At 74.4% G+C, this 16638-nt stretch carries 18 protein-coding genes and 1 riboswitch; of the genes, 8 read left to right on the plus strand and 10 right to left on the minus strand.

All coding sequences use genetic code 11. The annotated features are described in order from the left end of the window. Positions 1–59: 59 nt before the first annotated feature. Both ACI79B_RS14725 and ACI79B_RS14730 read right to left on the minus strand, forming a co-directional pair. Complete coding sequence (locus tag ACI79B_RS14725; protein ID WP_456926857.1) at positions 60–668, minus strand: hypothetical protein; 609 nt, start codon at positions 666–668, stop codon at positions 60–62. A gap of 131 nt (positions 669–799) precedes the next feature. Then, positions 800–1171, minus strand: coding sequence for a DUF1330 domain-containing protein (locus ACI79B_RS14730; RefSeq protein WP_456926858.1), 372 nt, complete (start codon positions 1169–1171; stop codon positions 800–802). A 120-nt stretch (positions 1172–1291) separates the two neighbouring features. On the opposite strand from ACI79B_RS14730, the gene ACI79B_RS14735 reads away from it, so the two are divergent. From ACI79B_RS14735 to ACI79B_RS14745, 3 genes are all read left to right on the plus strand, one after another. Continuing rightward, on the plus strand, positions 1292–1564 hold the full coding sequence (locus tag ACI79B_RS14735) for a type II toxin-antitoxin system Phd/YefM family antitoxin (RefSeq protein WP_456926859.1): 273 nt from the start codon (positions 1292–1294) through the stop codon (positions 1562–1564). Further along, the gene (locus tag ACI79B_RS14740) at positions 1561–1851 is read left to right on the plus strand and encodes a type II toxin-antitoxin system RelE family toxin (RefSeq protein ID WP_456926860.1); all 291 of its coding nucleotides are present in this window, start codon (positions 1561–1563) and stop codon (positions 1849–1851) included. The genes ACI79B_RS14735 and ACI79B_RS14740 overlap by 4 nt, the downstream gene beginning before the upstream one ends. Positions 1852–2030: 179 nt before the next feature. After that, positions 2031–2624: a VOC family protein gene (locus ACI79B_RS14745; RefSeq protein WP_456926861.1), complete on the plus strand. Its 594-nt coding sequence runs from the start codon at positions 2031–2033 to the stop codon at positions 2622–2624. Positions 2625–2681: 57 nt separating this feature from the next. On the opposite strand, the gene ACI79B_RS14750 is transcribed toward ACI79B_RS14745, so the two are convergent. The 4 genes from ACI79B_RS14750 to ACI79B_RS14765 all read right to left on the minus strand — a co-directional run bounded on the left by ACI79B_RS14750 (position 2682) and on the right by ACI79B_RS14765 (position 6381). Beyond that, positions 2682–3167, minus strand: coding sequence for a DUF732 domain-containing protein (locus tag ACI79B_RS14750; RefSeq protein ID WP_456926862.1), 486 nt, complete (start codon positions 3165–3167; stop codon positions 2682–2684). A gap of 40 nt (positions 3168–3207) precedes the next feature. Beyond that, positions 3208–3858 (minus strand): DUF732 domain-containing protein, encoded by a 651-nt coding sequence (locus ACI79B_RS14755; RefSeq protein WP_456926863.1) that lies wholly within the window; start codon positions 3856–3858, stop codon positions 3208–3210. A 104-nt stretch (positions 3859–3962) separates the two neighbouring features. Continuing rightward, entirely contained in the window at positions 3963–4568 is a 606-nt protein-coding gene (locus ACI79B_RS14760) for a DUF732 domain-containing protein (protein WP_456926864.1), read from the minus strand. A 415-nt stretch (positions 4569–4983) separates the two neighbouring features. Further along, positions 4984–6381 carry an ADP-ribosylglycohydrolase family protein gene (locus ACI79B_RS14765; RefSeq protein ID WP_456926865.1) on the minus strand — a complete coding sequence of 466 codons (1398 nt, stop codon included), beginning with the start codon at positions 6379–6381 and terminating at the stop codon, positions 4984–4986. Between the two features lie 84 nt (positions 6382–6465). Between ACI79B_RS14765 and ACI79B_RS14770 the strand changes: the two genes are divergently transcribed. Both ACI79B_RS14770 and ACI79B_RS14775 read left to right on the plus strand, forming a co-directional pair. Beyond that, the gene (locus tag ACI79B_RS14770) at positions 6466–9741 is read left to right on the plus strand and encodes a TM0106 family RecB-like putative nuclease (RefSeq protein ID WP_456926866.1); all 3276 of its coding nucleotides are present in this window, start codon (positions 6466–6468) and stop codon (positions 9739–9741) included. Next, a complete protein-coding gene (locus ACI79B_RS14775) occupies positions 9734–10156 on the plus strand; it encodes a hypothetical protein (RefSeq protein ID WP_456926867.1) in 423 nt (140 codons plus the stop codon). Before ACI79B_RS14770 ends, ACI79B_RS14775 begins: the two co-directional genes overlap by 8 nt. A 53-nt stretch (positions 10157–10209) precedes the next feature. On the opposite strand, the gene ACI79B_RS14780 is transcribed toward ACI79B_RS14775, so the two are convergent. The 4 genes from ACI79B_RS14780 to ACI79B_RS14795 form a co-directional block, all read right to left on the minus strand. Then, positions 10210–10611: a DUF898 family protein gene (locus tag ACI79B_RS14780; protein ID WP_456926868.1), complete on the minus strand. Its 402-nt coding sequence runs from the start codon at positions 10609–10611 to the stop codon at positions 10210–10212. 129 nt (positions 10612–10740) lie between these two features. Then, complete coding sequence (locus tag ACI79B_RS14785; protein WP_456926869.1) at positions 10741–11916, minus strand: DUF222 domain-containing protein; 1176 nt, start codon at positions 11914–11916, stop codon at positions 10741–10743. Between the two features lie 49 nt (positions 11917–11965). After that, positions 11966–12892 (minus strand): carbohydrate kinase family protein, encoded by a 927-nt coding sequence (locus ACI79B_RS14790; RefSeq protein ID WP_456926870.1) that lies wholly within the window; start codon positions 12890–12892, stop codon positions 11966–11968. 69 nt (positions 12893–12961) lie between these two features. Then, complete coding sequence (locus ACI79B_RS14795; protein WP_456926871.1) at positions 12962–13474, minus strand: C40 family peptidase; 513 nt, start codon at positions 13472–13474, stop codon at positions 12962–12964. A 29-nt stretch (positions 13475–13503) separates the two neighbouring features. Then, positions 13504–13608, minus strand: a riboswitch (cyclic di-AMP (ydaO/yuaA leader). Positions 13609–13994: 386 nt separating this feature from the next. Here ACI79B_RS14795 and ACI79B_RS14800 point away from each other — a divergent pair. The 3 genes from ACI79B_RS14800 (at position 13995) to ACI79B_RS14810 (ending at position 16595) form a co-directional block, all read left to right on the plus strand. After that, positions 13995–14153: a hypothetical protein gene (locus tag ACI79B_RS14800; protein ID WP_456926872.1), complete on the plus strand. Its 159-nt coding sequence runs from the start codon at positions 13995–13997 to the stop codon at positions 14151–14153. A 212-nt stretch (positions 14154–14365) separates the two neighbouring features. Then, a complete protein-coding gene (locus tag ACI79B_RS14805) occupies positions 14366–14935 on the plus strand; it encodes a hypothetical protein (RefSeq protein WP_456926873.1) in 570 nt (189 codons plus the stop codon). Between the two features lie 139 nt (positions 14936–15074). Continuing rightward, positions 15075–16595 (plus strand): amino acid permease, encoded by a 1521-nt coding sequence (locus ACI79B_RS14810; RefSeq protein WP_456926874.1) that lies wholly within the window; start codon positions 15075–15077, stop codon positions 16593–16595. Positions 16596–16638 lie beyond the last annotated feature (43 nt).

The raw sequence follows: 16638 nt of genomic DNA on the forward strand, positions 1-16638 counted from the left end.
GTGACGACGACCTGGGGCCCGCTGCCGTCGGCTCGGATCCTCGTCCCGGCAGTCTGAGCTCAGTCGAGCAACTGGTCGTCGAGGCCGGGCGGCACGGGAGCCAGCTCGTCCCACTCGTCGGCCGGCATGTCCAGTTGCCGACGGACCCGCCGCCGTGACACCAGGAGGTGGGTGGCCTGGCGCAGGACCTGGTCCTCCGAGGCGTCGTCGATGTCCACCACGTCCTCGAGCGCCCGCCGGACGCCCAGCGTCAGCCAGCGGTGCGCCTCACGCAGATCGCCGTGCACCTCGTAGTCCTCGCCCAGCAGGAGGTAGACGTCGACGTCGGGCGGCCGCTCCCGGCGCACCTGGCCGGCCAGTTCGCGGGCGGCGTCGACGTCGCCGACCTCCAGCAGGGCGTGGTGCAGGAAGCAGCGGACGTCCGGGTGTACCGGTTCCCCGGTCGCCACGGCGAGGCGGGTCACGCGCAGTGCGTCCTGTGCGTCCCCGATCCGGATGAGCTGCTCGGCGGCGAACGCCAGCAGCTCGGCGGCGTTGACCTCGTCGCCGGGTCGGGTGCCCTCCGCCGCCCAGGCCTCCAGCGGCTGGGCCATCGAGCGGCTCTGCTCCGGCGTCTGTCCGGGGAAGTACGTCGCGTCGAGGTCGTCCTCCGTGCGCGGCCTCCGCATGGACCGACCCTAGGACCGGGAGGGGACCTGCCTCGCCGGACCGTGTGCGCCGAGGGCGCATTCCTGACCGGCGGATGCGCCCTCGGCGCACATCGTCCGGCGGCCGGCGGGCCACGGGCCCGGCGGTGTGCTCAGTCGCGCACCCAGGAGGTGGTCGGCTGCAGCACCGCCTCGGTCAGCGCCTGCGTGCGCAGGTGCGTGACCTTCTGGTACTCGGGGTCGGCGACCATGCGGCTGAACGCCTCGCGCGACGGATAGCGGACCAGCAGCACGGCGTCCCAGTCCTGGCCCTGCTCGGCCACCAGTGGGGTGTCGCCGTCGCCGGCGTAGAGGACCTCGCCGCCGTAGCGGGGGAGGAAGGTCTCCGACAGCGCCTGCGCGTACCGGTCGTAGAACTCGCGGCCGCCCTCGGCGAACCGAAGCAGGTTGAGCATCACCACCGGCCCGCCCGGGTCCTCCTGCAGGTATCGCTTGAGGTCGGCTCCACGCGGGTCCACGGCCATGTCGCGACGCTAACAAGGCCGACCTCGCGTGCACTTCCGCGGAAGTGAACGGGCCGTGCGTCGGGTCCGCTCGGGCGGGTGTCACCGCGTTCTGGCCAGAATCTGGGCTAACATGGCGCCATGGCGACCATCCCGCTCAGCGAGGCCAAGGACCGGTTGTCGGCGCTGGTCGAGGCGGCGGAGAAGACCCACGAGATCGTCACGATCACCCGCCACGGACGGGAAGCCGCCGTCCTGATGGCGAAGGAGGACCTCGACGCGCTGCACGAGACCCTGTTCTGGCTCTCGCAGCCCGGCGTCCGCGAGGAGGTCGAGCGAGCGCGTGCCGAGGGCGAGCGCGGGGAGACGACGTCCGGCGACGATCTGAGAGCCGAGTTCGGCCTCGACGGGTGACCGCTCCGTACGGGCTCCGGATCTCCTCGGCGGCGCGGCGCCAGCTCGGCCGCCTGCCCGCGAAGGTAGCGATGGCCGTCGTCGAGTTCCTCACCGTCGTCCTGCCCGAGAACCCGCTGCGGCTCAGCAAGCCCCTGACCGGGGAGCTGACCGGGCTGCGCAGCGCCCGGCGAGGGGACTACCGGGTGCTCATAGAAGTCGACGAGGCTGACCGGCAGATCCTCGTCGTGCGGATCGCGCACCGCTCCGACGTCTACGGACCTCCTGCGCCGTCCGGCACGGACTGACGCCAGGCAGCCGGCCCTCGGCGTGCCGGGGTGGCGGGCGCGGTGCGCCGGCCCAGGTGCAAGTGGAGGACGCCGGCCGACGCTTCCGGCGTCCGGCGAACCGGGGCAGTAGGGGGAGCAGTGCGAGGTCGTCGTCCGCGAGGGGTGACCCTCCGGGGGCGCGGCGGCACACTGGAGACGTGCTCGAGCTCGACCACGTGCTCTGCATGGCCAGCCCGGAGGAGGCCTGGGCCGAGCGGCTGACCGCGGCCGGCTGGCAGCTCGACGCCGGCACCGCGCACCCCGGGCAGGGCACCCGCAACCGGCGGCTCCTCCTCGCGGGGCACTACCTGGAGCTGGTGTGGGTCGAGGACCGTGCCGAGGCCCGGGGCAACCCCCTGCGGCTGGACCGCCGGGCCGACTGGCCCACGACGGGTGCCAGCCCGTTCGGGATCGGGTTGCGCGGCCGACTCCCTCCCGAGCAGGAACCCGCCTACTGGCAGTACGCCGAGCTGGGCTTCCCGATCTGGGTGCACCGCGACGACGAGCGCCACCCCGAGCGCCCCCTGGTCTTCGTGCTCGACCTCCCGTCCCGTCGGCCCGCCGCGGACGCGTCGCCGGCGAGCGCGCTCCAGTGCGTCCACCACGCCGGTCCCGCCGCGGCGGCCGTCCCCCGCTACGCCGGTCCGCGCGTCGTGCACCGCCCGGGCCGGCACCGGCTGGAGCTGGTGGTCGACGCCGGCCGCCCGGTCGAGGTGACCGACCTGCTGGCCCTCCGGATCACCGACGTCTGATGCGCGCCCGGCAGAAGCCAGCTAGATGGCCGGTGTCCGAGCAGGGGGTCGAAGGAGTCAGAGCCCGTCGCCGTACTGCGGGCAGTAGGCACTCACGGCAGCGCCGACGATGGTCCCGGCCTCGCCCGGCGTCGCCTCCCCGGACTGGTGGACGAGGACGCCTGCGTCGTCCACGTCGCCCTGACCCGTGGAGATGAACGCGCAGACGAGGCGCCCGACCTCGATGACCTGCTGCTCGTCGGTCCCGGGTGTGAGGAGACCGGCGGCGGACAGGGTGGCGAGGTAGCGGGCGTCCGCCTCGGGGCTGACGTCCATGACCTGCTCACCCGGTCGCGGCGTCGTCCGGGTCGTGGCCGTCGTCCGTGTCGGGGCGGAGGAGCTCTCGCTGGACCCGTCCTCGTCCGCAGTGGTCGACGCCGGGGCCGTGGCCGAGGGGGCCGGAGCGGGGTCGTCCATGCGCAGCAGCACGAGCGTCACCGCGACCGCGGCCGCGAAGACCGCGGCCGCGAGCGCGGTGACGACCACCGCCGTCCGTCTCGTCATCGTCCTGGGTCTCCGTACGTCGTCCGAGGCATCGCCGGCCTCAGTCGAGTGAGTGCTCTGGGCACAGGGAGACGATCGCCGCGCTGGTGACCTCGGAGGACTGCCTGGAGGTCATCCCGGAGGAGACCCCGATGCTGACGATGCGCGCCAGCGTCTGGTCGCTGTTGCCGTAGGTGTCGAGATAGTCGCAGGTGACGTCGCCGATCTCGACGAGCGTGGCGTCGTCCACCGTCCTGAACGCCGGGTCGGTGCCGCGGAGGAGCCGCAGGTACTCCTCGTGGTCGGAGTCGCTCGGTGCGGCGGCCAGCTCGGCCTCGTCCTGAGCCGCCTCAGCCTCCCGGGCACTGCTCGACGCCGCGGCCGCGGCCGACTCTGCGTCGGTGGCTTGAACCTCGAGGTCGTCGACGCCGCGTTGGGCGTCACGGAGGGCCGCGGCCTGCTGCTCGTCCTCGGCGCTCTCGGCGGCCGCCAGGTCAGCGGCGGTCGAGGAGGAGTCGATCAGGAGTGCGGTGAGGACGCCGACCGCTGCCACCAGCACGACGGTCGCGATGGCGAGCGCGACGACGAGGCCGTTGCGGCGGCGCGCGGGTGCCGGCTGTGCGGAGACGAACGGCGCGCTGCCGTAGGCGGTCTGCCACGGGCCGGAGTCGACCTGCGGCGGCACGGGCGCGCCGGGGAAGGGCTGGGACATGGAGGTCTTCCGTTCGGGGACGCAGCGGAACCGTTCGGCTCCCGCTGTCGAGAGGTGGGTGGCCTGGCCTGCGCCGATGTCGGTCTCGGCGGAGATCCGGTGGATCAGCCGCTGTACTCGGGGCAGAGGATCTGCGTCGCCGCGGTGACCAGGAGGATCGCGTCGTCGATGGCGTACGTCTCGGACGCCCGGTCGAAGGCGTCGGAGAGATCCGCGGGCGTGCCCGGCGTCGAGTCGAGGTAGGTGCAGACGTCGCGGCCCCGTTCGAGCAGTTCTGCATCGGGGACGCCGGTCATCGTCTCGGTGGCGCGCAGTGCGTCGACGAACGTCTGCTCGTCGGCCGCGGCGGCTTCCGCATCCGCCTGCTCCCGGGCGGCGGTCGCCTCCTCGGCGGCGCGCTGCGCGGCCTCCGCCGCGGCGATGCGGCTCTCGGCGGTGGCCGCGTCCGCCTCCGCGTCCGCGATCCGCTGCTCGAGCGGAGCCCGCTGGTCCTGGACGGCCTGCAGCGCCTCCTGCTGCTCGCGGTCCTCGGCAGCCTCGGAGGCCGCGAGCCGGTCAGCATCGCTGCGAGCCTCGATCACCAGCGCCGTGAGGACGCCGGCGGTCGCCAGCAGGAGGAACACGGCGACCGACAGCGCGATGACCAGGCGGTTGCGCCGCCGGGGCTCGGTCGGGCCGGCAGCTGCCGGCGCGGACAGGGTCGGGAACACCGCGGTCTCGGTCCGTTCTCCGGACGGGACCACGTCGTCGGACACCCGGGCCGGTCCCGGCACCTCGCCCTCGCCCGTGGGGACCTGCGCAGGCGCCGGGGCCGGAGCCGGGAGGAGGGACTCCGAGGGAGGCTGGGACATCGCTGGCCTTTCGAACGGGACGCGGCAGGACCGCGCCGCGGTCTCGCCGTGAGGGCCGGCAGCGTCCACGCAGCCGTGGACCGCCGGGCGAGGCGCCCGTCAGCGCGTCGCCCCTTCCCGTTCCTGTCGAACCCCCGTGTCGCGCCGGGAACAGCGCGGACAGCAGTGTCTCAGCGGACGCTGACGGGAACGATCCGGTACCGGTCTCGAACATGTCACGACTCGTCACAGGCGTTCGGCCGGCGGAGGCGGTCACCCTCACCCGGTCCGGGCGTCAGTGTCCGGCCAGGCGCTCCAGCGCGGCGGTGAACGACTCGTTCCAGAGCCCGAGGTGCGGCCAGCGCTCGGTGACGTGCGCGGTCGCCTCCTCGGGCGTCATCCCCTCCTCGCGCACCAGCCAGCCGCGCAGCACCAGCCCGGTGCGTGACGCCCCGCCGTGGCAGTGCACGAGCACCCGGCGTCCCTCGGCGCGCAGGGCGGCGAGGTCGTCGAGGACGTCGGTCAGCACGACGTCGAGGTCGACGTTGTGCCCGTTGTCCGCGATGTGCGCCATCCGGTGCACCGCGTGCGGGAACGGCTTAGCCAGCCGGCACAGGCTGATGACGGCGAAGTCCTCGTCGGAGTGCCGGGCGCCGTCGAGGTTGCCCGCCCAGATGCCGGGCAGCACCTCCGCCGGGCCGATGCGCGGGATGACGCCGGTCTCGCCGCCGTGGAACTCCTTGCCGTCGAGCGCGGCGGCCAGCGGCAGCAGGTCGGGCAGCCGCCACACCCGGTCCCCGTGCCCGGGCACCCGGCCGTGCACCACCGACGCCCAGCGCATCGGGATGCCGCCCATCCCGTACACCGCGCCGGCCAGGCCGCCGGTCACGCAGGCGACCGTGTCGGTGTCGCCGCCGAGGTCGACCACCAGCCGCAGCACCTCGGCGAAGTCGCGCCCGTGGCGGAGCGCCCACAGCGCCTGGCCGAGCGTCGGCCAGACGGCGCCGTTGGACTCGGTCGCCATCGACGGCTCCCAGTCCGGCGCCAGGACGGCGGCCCACCGGTCGCGGTGCTCCTCCGCGACGAGCGCGAGCGCCGCGGGGACGGCGGCCAGCGGGTCACCGCCGTCGAGGGCCACCCGCACGAGCTCGTGGAAGACGGCGCAGCCCTCGCCTGCTGCGGGGTCGCCGTGGGTGAGCGCCGAGATGCGCCGGGCTGCGTCGACGGTGGCGTCGGTGCCGGAGCGGGAGAACCGGATCGCGGCGGGTGTCGTCCGCATCAGCGAGCCGTTGCCGGCCGCCCGTCCGGTGCGGGCGAAGTGCTCGGCGGCCGCGCGGTCCCAGGACAGGCCCGAGTCGAACACCGCCCGGGTCTGCAGCCCGATGTCCGGCGGGCCCGCCGCCGCCCAGGCCGCGAACCGGTCGAAGACGTCGGCCTCCTCCAGCCCGTCCCGCTCGACCAGCGACTGCGCCACCAGCAGCGCCATCTGGGTGTCGTCGGTGAACTCGCCCGGCGCCCAGCCCAGCGACCCGCCGCCGCACATCTCGGTGGCGGCCCCCCGCGCGTCCGTGGGGAAGCGGGCGGAGAACGCACCGGCCGGGCCGAACTCGAACGGCGCACCCAGCGCGTCGCCCACCGCCGACCCGACGAGCGCACCCGCCACCCGGTGCGAGCGGTGCAGTCCTCGGGTCACGCGCGCCTCCTCGACATCAGCGCACCGACGCTACCGGCGCGGAAGACACCGATCATGCGGCCCGCGTGAGACCGTCCCGTCTCGATGTACCGCACCGACGGCTCCCTGGTCCTGAGCCCCACCGACCTGACCCGCCACCAGGCCTGCGCGCACCTCACGACGCTCGACCTCGCCGTCGCCGACGGCCGGCTCCAGCCGCTCGCCGAGGGCCCGGGCGACCACGCCGCGCTCGTCGCCGACCTCGGCACCGAGCACGAGATGCGCTACCTCGACGCGCTCGAGGCCGAGGGCCGCAGCGTCGTCCGCATCCCCGCCCGGTTCGACGCCACCGGCCGCCGCGAGGCCGAGGCGATGACGCTGCAGGCCATGCGCGCCGGCGTCGACGTCATCTCGCAGGCCTCGTTCTTCGACGGCGTCTGGGGCGGCGCGGCCGACTTCCTCCTCAAGGTGCCCACCCCCTCGGCCCTCGGGAACTGGTCGTACGAGGTCGCCGACGCCAAGCTCGCCCGCCGCGTCAAGGTGCCCGCGCTGCTGCAGATGGCCACCTATGCCGAGCGGCTCGCCGTCCTCCAGGGGAGGCAGCCCGACCGGATCTGCGTGGTCACCGGCGACGGCGTCACCAACCCGTGGCGGCTGGTCGACGTCGCCGCCTACGCCCGCCGCGCCCGCGCGCGGCTGACCACCTTCGTCGCCGACCCGCCGGCCACCGAGCCCGTCCCCGGCCCCTACTGCAGCCAGTGCACGTGGAAGCCGAGGTGCGACGGGGAACTGGCCGCGGCCGACGACCTCTCCCTCGTCGCCGGCATGCGCCGCGACACCCGCGACGCCCTGCGCGCCGCCGGGATCACCACCCTGGAGCAGCTCGCCGAGGCCGCGCCGGAGACGCTCAAGGCCGCCCGCATCGGCGCCGCCACCCGCGCCCGCGTGCAGGAGCAGGCGCGCGAGCAGCTACGGGAGCGGCAGACCGGCGTCCCCACCCGAACGCTGCTGCCGCCGGCCAAGGGCCTCGGCCTGCTCCGGCTGCCCGAGCCCAGCGACGGCGACCTCTACCTCGACTTCGAGGGCGACCCGCACTCCGCCGACGGCGCGGGCCTGGAGTACCTGGCGGGCATCGGGCGGCGCGACGGCAGCTTCACCGCGCTGTGGGCGCACGACCCCGCCGCCGAGAGGCAGATGGTCGCCGACCTGATCGACCTGGTCCTCGACGCCTGGCGGGCCGACCGCGGCATGCACGTCTACCACTACGCCGCCTACGAGGTCAGCGCGCTCAAGCGGCTGACCGGTCGCTACGGCGTCCGCGAGGCGGAGCTCGACGAGCTGCTGCGCAACGAGCGGTTCGTGGACCTGTATCCGGTCGTCCGGCAGTCGATGCGGATCAGCAAGGGCTCGTACTCGATCAAGAAGGTCGAGGCCTTCTACGGCCGCGAGCACACCGGCGACGTCGCCGACGCCATGGGCAGCGTCATCGCCTACGAGAAGTGGCTCGCCGACCGTGACCCGCAGCGCCTCGTGGACATCGAGCTCTACAACAAGGACGACGTCGACTCCACCCGCGAGCTGCACGACTGGCTGGAGACCCAGCGCGAGGAGCTCGAGCGGGAGTTCGGCGGCCAGGACCGGCCGCTGGTGTCGGAGGCCAGCGGTCCGACCGAGCGGACCGAGTCCGACCTGGCCGAGCTGGCACTGGTCGAGCGCCTCAAGGGCGCCGGGCACGACCTGCTCGGCGACCTCGTGCAGTGGCACCGCCGCGAGGCCCGCCCCGGCTGGTGGGAGTTCTTCGCCCGCAAGGAGATGGACGACGACGCGCTCGTCGAGGACGGGACCACGATCGGACGGCTCTCCCCGCCCGTCGAGGTGGGCCAGGAGAAGCGGTCGAAGCTCTACGAGTACCGGTTCCCCGTGCAGGACGGGAAGCTGCAGATCGGCAAGCCGGCGATCGACGTCGACCTCCGGACGGGCATCGGCACGGTGACGGCCCTGGACCCCGCCGAGGGTCGCCTCGTCGTCAAGACGTCGAAGGCGCCGGTCGCTGCTCGGGGGATCGGTCCCGCCGGCCCGATCGACGACAAGGGGATGCGGGAGGCGATCGCCGCCACCGCCGACGACGTGCTCGCCGGCCGGCCCTGCCTCGGGCAGGCGCTGCTCGAGCGGCGGGTGCCGGCCGACTGCCGCCGTCGTCCCGACGAGCAGGCCGGTGACGCCGTCGTCCGGATCGGCATGCGGCTGGACGGCGAGGTGCTCGCCGTCCAGGGCCCGCCCGGCAGCGGCAAGACCCGCGCGGCGTCGATGCTCATCCGCGCGCTGCTCGACGCCGGCAAGAAGGTCGGCGTCACGGCCACCTCGCACGCCGTCATCGGCAACGTGCTCTCGGCCGTCGGCCGGCCCGCGCTGCAGAAGTGCGACGAGCACCAGGCGTGCGGCGCGCCCGGCGTCGAGTGGTCGAAGGACGGCAAGGACGTCGCCCGGCGGCTCGTCGACGGCGACGTGCGGCTGGTCGGGGGCACGGCGTGGTTCTGGACGCAGCCTGACCTCGCCGAGGCCGTCGACGTGCTCGTCGTCGACGAGGCGGGGCAGTTCTCGCTGGCCAACGCCGTCGCGGTGGCGCGGGCGGGGAAGTCGCTGGTGCTGCTCGGCGACCCGCAGCAGCTCGCGCAGCCCTCGCAGGGCGTGCACCCCGGCGACTCGGGGCTGTCGGCGCTGGAGCACCTGCTCGAGGGGCACCCGACCGTGCCGGAGGGCCGCGGCATCTTCCTCGACACGACCTACCGGATGCACCCGGCGCTGACGCGGTTCGTGTCCGACCTGGCGTACGAGGGCCGGCTGGAGTCGGCGCCGCTGCGGGAGCGGATCGCCGTGCGGCCGGGCGGGCTGGTGTCGGGCAGCGGGCTGGCGGTGCGGTTCGTGTCGCACACCGTGGCCGCGTCGGCGTCGTCGATGGAGGAGGCGGCCGAGGTGGCCGCCGTCTGGGAGTCGCTGCAGGGCGTCGGCTGGGTGGACGCCGAGGGCGCCGAGCGGCCGATCGGCCCGGACGACGTGCTCGTCGTCGCGCCGTACAACAACCAGGTGGCGCTGATCCGCTCGCTGCTGCCCGACGGCGCGCGGGTGGGCACGGTCGACCGGTTCCAGGGCCAGGAGGCGCCGGTCGTCGTCTACTCGACGACGTCGACGTCGGCCGACGAGGCGCCGCGCGGGGTGTCGTTCCTGTACGACCTCAACCGGCTCAACGTGGCGGTGTCGCGGGCGAAGGCGCTGGCCGTCGTGGTGATGAGCCCACTGCTGCTCGACGCCCAGGTCCGGACGCCGGAGCAGCTGCGCCAGGTCAACGCGATGTGCCGGCTGGCCGAGATGGCCGGTGTCTGACACCGCGGAGCTCGCCGCCCTGGTCGGGGTGGCGCCCGAGGTGCTGGTGCGGGCGCTGGGCGACGGCTGGGCAGAGGTGTCCGGGCCGCCGCACGAGCGGTGGTTCGTGAGCGGGGAGCCGGCGCAGGTCGCGGTCGGCGGGGACGGGTTCGGCTTCACGCTGGCCCGTCCCGAGCCGCGCTGGTCCGGCCACGAGCTCGTGTGGGAGTTCGTGGCCGACCGCCGGTTCTCCTCGGACGAGGTGCTGTACGAGCGCGCGGAGCTGGCCGGGGCGGCCGAGGAGGTCGCCCGCAAGCGGCGGCGGACCTTCCGCTGGTGCCCGGTGTGCCGGCAGGTGAACGCCCGCGAGCACGTGCACGACAACACCGGGCTGTGCACGGCCTGCGCCGAGCGTCATCTCGGCGTCCGGTACTGAGCACCACGACGAGGGGCGCCCGCGAGATGCGGACGCCCCTCGTCGGCGGACGGTCAGATGCGGCCGGGAACCGGCGGCAGGTGGTAGCCGACCGGCGCGGCCTGCACCTGGGCAGCATCGGCGAGGGGCAGCGGGTAGCGGCTCCGATCGAAGTCGGTGTGCTCCCACTTCCACTGCTGGATGCGCGGGCCGACCCAGAACAGGTAGATGCCGATCGTGACGATCGTCAGGGCGAGCCACTTGAGCCAGTTGCCGAAGAGGCTCCACGCCGAGCCGGTGAAGACGAGCGGGAAGCCGTCGATGTACGAGTGCTTGGCCCGCCAGCGCTCGCGCAGGACCAGCGCGAACGGGTAGCAGATGCCGACCGTGCAGATGGTGACGAGCGCGGCGAGGATGCCGGTCCCGACATAGGTGGCTGCCCCGCCGTCGAAGCGAAAACGTCCCGACTTGGCCATGGTGAGTCTCCCCGTGAGGTGTGCGACGTTGCGGCACACCCTTCGGCGGTCGCACTGATCAACTGCACGCGGACGTACCGGAACGGTGCCGGCGTGACTGTTGTGGCGGAACGTGACCGCGCAGGGACGTCAGGCGGCAGCGGCGAGGAGCGGCGCCGGCGTGGTGATCTCGGTGCCGTCCGGGCGGTAGGTGCGCCAGGTGCCGGTCGGTTGTCGCTCGACGCGGAAGCCGTGGTGGACCTTCGTGTGGTGTCGCTCACACAGCAGGGCTGAGTTGTCGAGGCCGGTGTTGCCGCCGTCGATCCAGTGGACCAGGTGGTGGACGTCGCACCACCACGTCGGCGCCCCGCAGAAGGCGAACACGCAGCCGCCGTCGGGGAGCTCGGCGGCGCGGCGGATGTGCCGGCTCATCAGCCGCTGCTCGCGGCCCAGGTCCAGCGGGGCGCCGTCGGGCCCGAACACCACCCGCGACACCGTCCCGTCGCAGGCCAGCCACCGCGCCCGCGCGGCGGAGATGGTCGCGCCGAACCCCATCCGCCCGGCGTTGCGGCTCCCGGCCGGGTCGACCAGGTCCTCCAGGTCGATCACGACGGCGACCTGCGGCTCGTGCCCGCGCAACTGCGGCAGCGTTCCGGCGGCGAGGACGTTGTCGCACGGTTGCACCAGGGCGTCCCCGAGGCGCTGGGCGCGGGTGCGCGCGTCCCCGGTCGGGCGGTCGGCCTGCACGTGCGCCTCGAGGGCGGTCTGCAGCCGCTCCCCGCCGACCGCGTCGAGGTGGCCGCGGAAGGACAGCGACCCGTCGGCGTGCTTGGACAAGGTCAACGAGCGCTGCTCGGTCGGGTCCGGCTCCGGCCCGTCGGGATCGAGGTCGTTGAGGTGGTGCTGCACCACCTGCACCGGGTCGGCGTGCGCGCGCTCGACCGCCACGCCGGTGAGGACCGCGTCGATCACGGCCAGGTCCACGCCCTGCTCGAGAGCCGAGACCAGCCGCTCGGGGGTCACCGCGCGGGCGGCGACCGCGACCTGCTCGGCCGACACGAGACCGGCGTCGTGCGCCTCGGCCAGCGCCGGCAGGTGCTCCAGCGCCCGCCCGTTGCGCACCAGCCGGGAGGCCTCCGCGACCGAGAGCCTGCAGTGCCCGCGCAGCCACGAGGCCATCGACCTCAGCCCGTCCCGCTCCGGCGCCTGCTCGAGCTCGGCGGCGCGCACCGCGCGGGCCAGCCGGGCGTCGATCCGGTTCCGTTCGGCGACCAGCGCGGCGAGGTCGTCGAGGACGTCACCGCCGCTCAGCCCACCCGAACACATGATCGAAGTATAGTCGATCAGAGAGCCTTGCGCAGCCCGAATCCCCAGGTCAGAGGCTCGGCAGGGGCGGAGTGGGCGGTGGCTGACCGCCGATCGCTCCGGCCACCACGGCGGCCGCCGCGTGGCCGGTCCGGACGGCCTCCAGCACGGACGCACCGGCGCGCCAGCCGGTCAGCAGCCCGGCGGCGAAGGCGTCCCCGCACCCCGTCGTGTCGCGGAGTCCGCCCGCCGGCAGCGGCTCCACCGGGACCTCCACCGAGCCCGCGGCCGTGACGACCCGGGTCGGCCGGGCGCCGGCGTGCACGAGCACCAGCGGCGGCGCCCACGTGGGCAGGTCGCCGTCCAGGCCCAGGGCCGTGGCCTCGGCGGCGTTGCAGCAGAGCACGTCCGGACACAGCCCGGTGAGCAGGCCGACGTAGTCGCCCACGCCGTGAGCGGAGATCCGGGCGGCCGCGGCGACGTCCGCGCTCACCGGCACCCCGAGGCCGTGCGCCGTGTCGGCCGCGGCCCGCACCGCGTCGGGGAAGCGCAGCAGGTCGTAGCCGTCGAGGTGGACGACGGCCGCTCCGGCGAACCACCCCGGACGGACGTCGGCCGGCTCCAGCCCGCCCTCGCCGCGGTCGGTCAGCACCGTGCGCTCGCCGTCGGGGTGCACGAGCACCGTCGCCAGCGGCGCGCGGCCGCGGCGGACCACCGCGAGCTCGACGCCCCGCCCGGCGAGACCGGCCAGCAGCCCATCGGCGAGCGGGTCTGCGCCGGCCCAGCCCGCGAGCCGCGCCGGCACACCCAGACGGGCCACGCCGGCCGTGACGTTGGCGGGGGCGCCGCCGGCCGTCGTCGTCCGCTCGACCCGCTGCTGACCGCCGGCCACCAGCGGCGCGGACAGCGAGAGCAGCTGGTCGGCGACCAGCTTGCCCACCGCCACCACCGGTCCGGAGCCCGCCGGCCGCGGCCAGGCGGGGCCGGCAGAGGTCACCGGGCGAGGGTAGGACCGGCGGGCGGTGTCCCCGGCCGGGCGAGCCGGCCGGGGACACCGTTCCGTGCGTCAGGCGACGCGGCGGGCGCCCGAGTACCTCGGCATCGAGTCCAGGTCCACCACGGCCACCGGCTTGCCGGCGGTCGAGGCGTGGACCATCTGCCCGTTGCCGATGTACATGCCCACGTGCGACACGGGGCTGTAGAAGAACACCAGGTCACCCGGCTTGAGGTCGGCCTTCGCCACCGGGGTGCCGAACGTCGACTGGGCCTTCGAGGTGCGCGGGATCGAGATCCCGGCCGCCTTGTAGGCGTAACTGGTCAGGCCCGAGCAGTCGAAGCTGTCCGGGCCGGTGGCGCCGTAGACGTAGCGGTCACCGACCTGCGCGAGGGCGGTGTCGACGGCCGTCTGGGCCGCGCCGTTGGGGGCGGGCGCCGGTGCGGCGGCGACCGTGCCGGTACCCCCGCCACCCGTGGAGGCCGACGCCGGGAGGGGTGAGAGGGCGATGCCGGCTCCGGCGATGGCCGCGACGGCGATGCCGCGGAACGAGCGACGGGCGGTGGACGTGCGTGCAGTCGTCATCGACGACGGTTCTCCTGTTCTCCGCGACCGCCTACCGGGTTAGCTGACGGGTTCGGACGGAGGAGTCGCCCGGCGCGACGGAGCGCGCTTCACCCCAGTGCTCAGGTGGGTCCCCGGCCCGGGTGCCGGCTGGCTGCCGGCCGCCTGGTTCGGCGTGTCCGGCGGGGTGTCACACGGGAGTGACTGAGGGCCCCGGCCGGACCGCGACGACGGTAGGGAGGGGTGTTGCAGCCCTCAACCGGACCGCGTCCGCGCCACGCCCGGAAGCGACACGCCGACTTGACGTGGGCCGCGGAGGCGAATCGCCCGCGTCACCTGCGGAGGTGCCCGTGTTCCCGGCGCGCCACCCCGACTCGCCGACGGTGACACGCCGGGGCGCACGAGAAAGGCCGCGGCGGTGCGCCCGCACAGCCCGTCAGCGGCTCACCACGACCGGATCGGAGGACCCCGCCGGGATCGCGACGGTTGCGCCGCCCGTTGACGGGGCACCGGATGCATCAGTCGAGAGGAGGGAGCCCCCATGGGCATGATGAGGAAGCTGATCGCCTCGGGCATCGCCGCCAAGGTCGTCCAGGAACTCCAGAAGCCGCAGAACCAGGCGAAGATCAAGCAGTTCGTCCGCGACTTCCAGGCCAAGAACACGAAGGGCGGCAAGGGTCCGACCAGTCGCGGGTACTGACCCGCGATACCGACCGCGGCCCCCGTCCCCACCCGGGACGGGGGCCGCGGCGTGTCCGGGGGGACCGGCGGGGCGGCCGGGGCGTCCCGTGACCGTTCCGCGACGACGCCGTCCCGGAAGTCCCCGGCGAGCCTGCGCCGCCGTGTGACGCTCCCGCGGTTCCTCCCGCGGCAGCAGAGCCGCGGGCTCCTCCAGCACGACGGGGTGTCCCCATGACCCAACCGCCACCCGGCCAGCCGTGGCAGCCGCCGCAGGGCCCGCTGCCCGGATTCCTCCCCTCGCCCCCGGAGAAGAAGGAGACGCCGGTCTACCTGCGTCCCTGGTTCGCCGTCCTCGCGCTGGTCCTCGTCGTGGGGACCATCGGTGCCGCACTCGGCGGTGGCGACGACGAGCCGGCGACCGCGGCCGCGAGCACCACCACGGTCACGGAGACCGTGACGGCGACCCCCAGCCCCCAGCCGGCCGTCCCGCCCGTCTCCAGCGCCCCGCCGCCCGCGGTCGCGCCGAGCACCACCGCGGCCCCGACCACGCCGGCCGCGCCGGTGGTCGACTTCGCCATGCCGTCGGTGGTCGGGATGAACCTGCAGGACGCCCAGGACCTGATCCAGACCAACGGCGTCTTCCTCAGCCTGTCCCACGACCTGCTCGGCACCCGCAACCAGGTGCTCGACGCCAACTGGAAGGTCTGCACGCAGAACGTCCCGGCCGGCCAGCGGCTCACGGGAGACGTCGAGGGTGCCATCGACCTCGGCGTCGTGAAGCTCGAGGAGCCCTGCCCCTGAGCCCCCGTCCCGGCCGCCCGTGCGGGGCGGCCGGGACCACCGGGTCGGGAACGACCCGTGATCGGAACACGGGCGCCACGGGGACGACGCGCACCCGCCCTACCGTCCCGGCCATCCCGCACCGGTCCGAGGAGACCCGATGGCCACCACCCCCACCCGAGGCGCCTCCGGCGTCACCTACGCCCAGGCCGACGACGGCTACTTCGACAAGCGCGGGCTCACCCGCTCGGCCGGCGTCTGGGGGCTGTGGGGCCTCGGCGTCGCCGCCGTCGTCAGCGGTGACTTCTCCGGCTGGAACCTCGGCATCGACGGCGCCGGGTGGGGCGGGTTCGCGCTCGCCTGCGTCGTCGTCACGGCCATGTACCTCGCGATGGTCGCGAGCATCAGCGAGATGTCGGCGGCCATGCCGCACACCGGCGGCGCCTACTCCTTCGCCCGCTCGGCGATGGGCCCGTGGGGTGGGTTCGTCACCGGCCTCGCCGAGACGATCGAGTACGTCGCGACGACGGGCGTCGTCGTCTACTTCTCCGGCCAGTACGCCGACGGCATCACCGACGCCCTGTTCGGCCTTTCCCTGCCCGCCTGGGTGTGGTGGGTGATCCTCTACGGCGTCTTCCTCGCGCTGAACGTCGCCGGCGCGGAGATCCCCTTCAGGTTCGCCCTCGTGGTCGCCGTCGCGAGCCTCGCGGTCATCGCCGGGTTCGCCCTCACCGCGGTCCTCTCTGGCAGCGTCGACCTCGGCAGCCTGTTCGACGTCGAGCCCGACCCCGGCAACTCGACGTTCCTGCCGCACGGCTGGTGGGCCGTCGTCCTCGCGATGCCGTTCGCCATGTGGCTGTTCCTCGGCATCGAGGAGCTCCCGCTGGCCGCCGAGGAGTCCCACGACCCCGCCCGCGACATCCCGCGCGCCGGGCTCTGGGGGATGCTCACCCTCGTCGCCAGCGGCGCGGTGGTCGTCGTCCTCAACCCGGCGGTCACGGGCGCGGCGGCGATCGGGACCTCCGGCGAGCCGCTGCTCGACGGGTTCCGCGCGGTCCTCCCGGACGCCGACGTCGCCGCCGTGCTCAGCGCGTTCGCGCTGCTGGGCCTCCTCGCCTCGCTGCAGGGGATCATGTACGCCTACGGCCGCAACATCTACTCGCTGTCGCGGGCCGGCTACTACCCCAAGGTCCTCTCGCTCACCGGCACCCGGAGGACGCCGTGGGCGGCGCTGCTGGTCGGCGCGGTGGTCGGGTTCGCGGCCCTGCTGGTGGTCCAGTTCGGCGGGGAGACGGCGGGGTCGGTGGTCCTCAACATCGCCGTCTGGGGCGCGGTCGTCGCCTACGTCCTGCAGATGGTGTCGTTCGTGCTGCTGCGCCGCCGCTTCCCGGACGCGGTCCGGCCCTACCGCAGCCCCTACGGCGTCCCGGGCGCGGTGTTCGCCGGGCTGGTCGCGGCGCTGGTCTTCGTCGGCGTCGTCCTCAACCCCGACTACCGGCCGGCCATCGTCGCCATCGCCGTCGTGTTCGCGCTCGGGCTGGCCGCGTTCGCGCTCGTCGGCCGGCACCGCCTCGTCCTGTCCCCGGAGGAGGAGTACGCGCTGACCGGCGGCCTGCACGCCGGCCCGGCCGGTGAGGACCCGGCCGACCTGCCCGCGCCGGACCGGACGCCGACCGCCTGACCCCCCGCGCGGTCGTGCTCTGCCCCCACGTGGGGGCAGAGCG

This window comes from Geodermatophilus sp. SYSU D00879 (assembly GCF_054050375.1).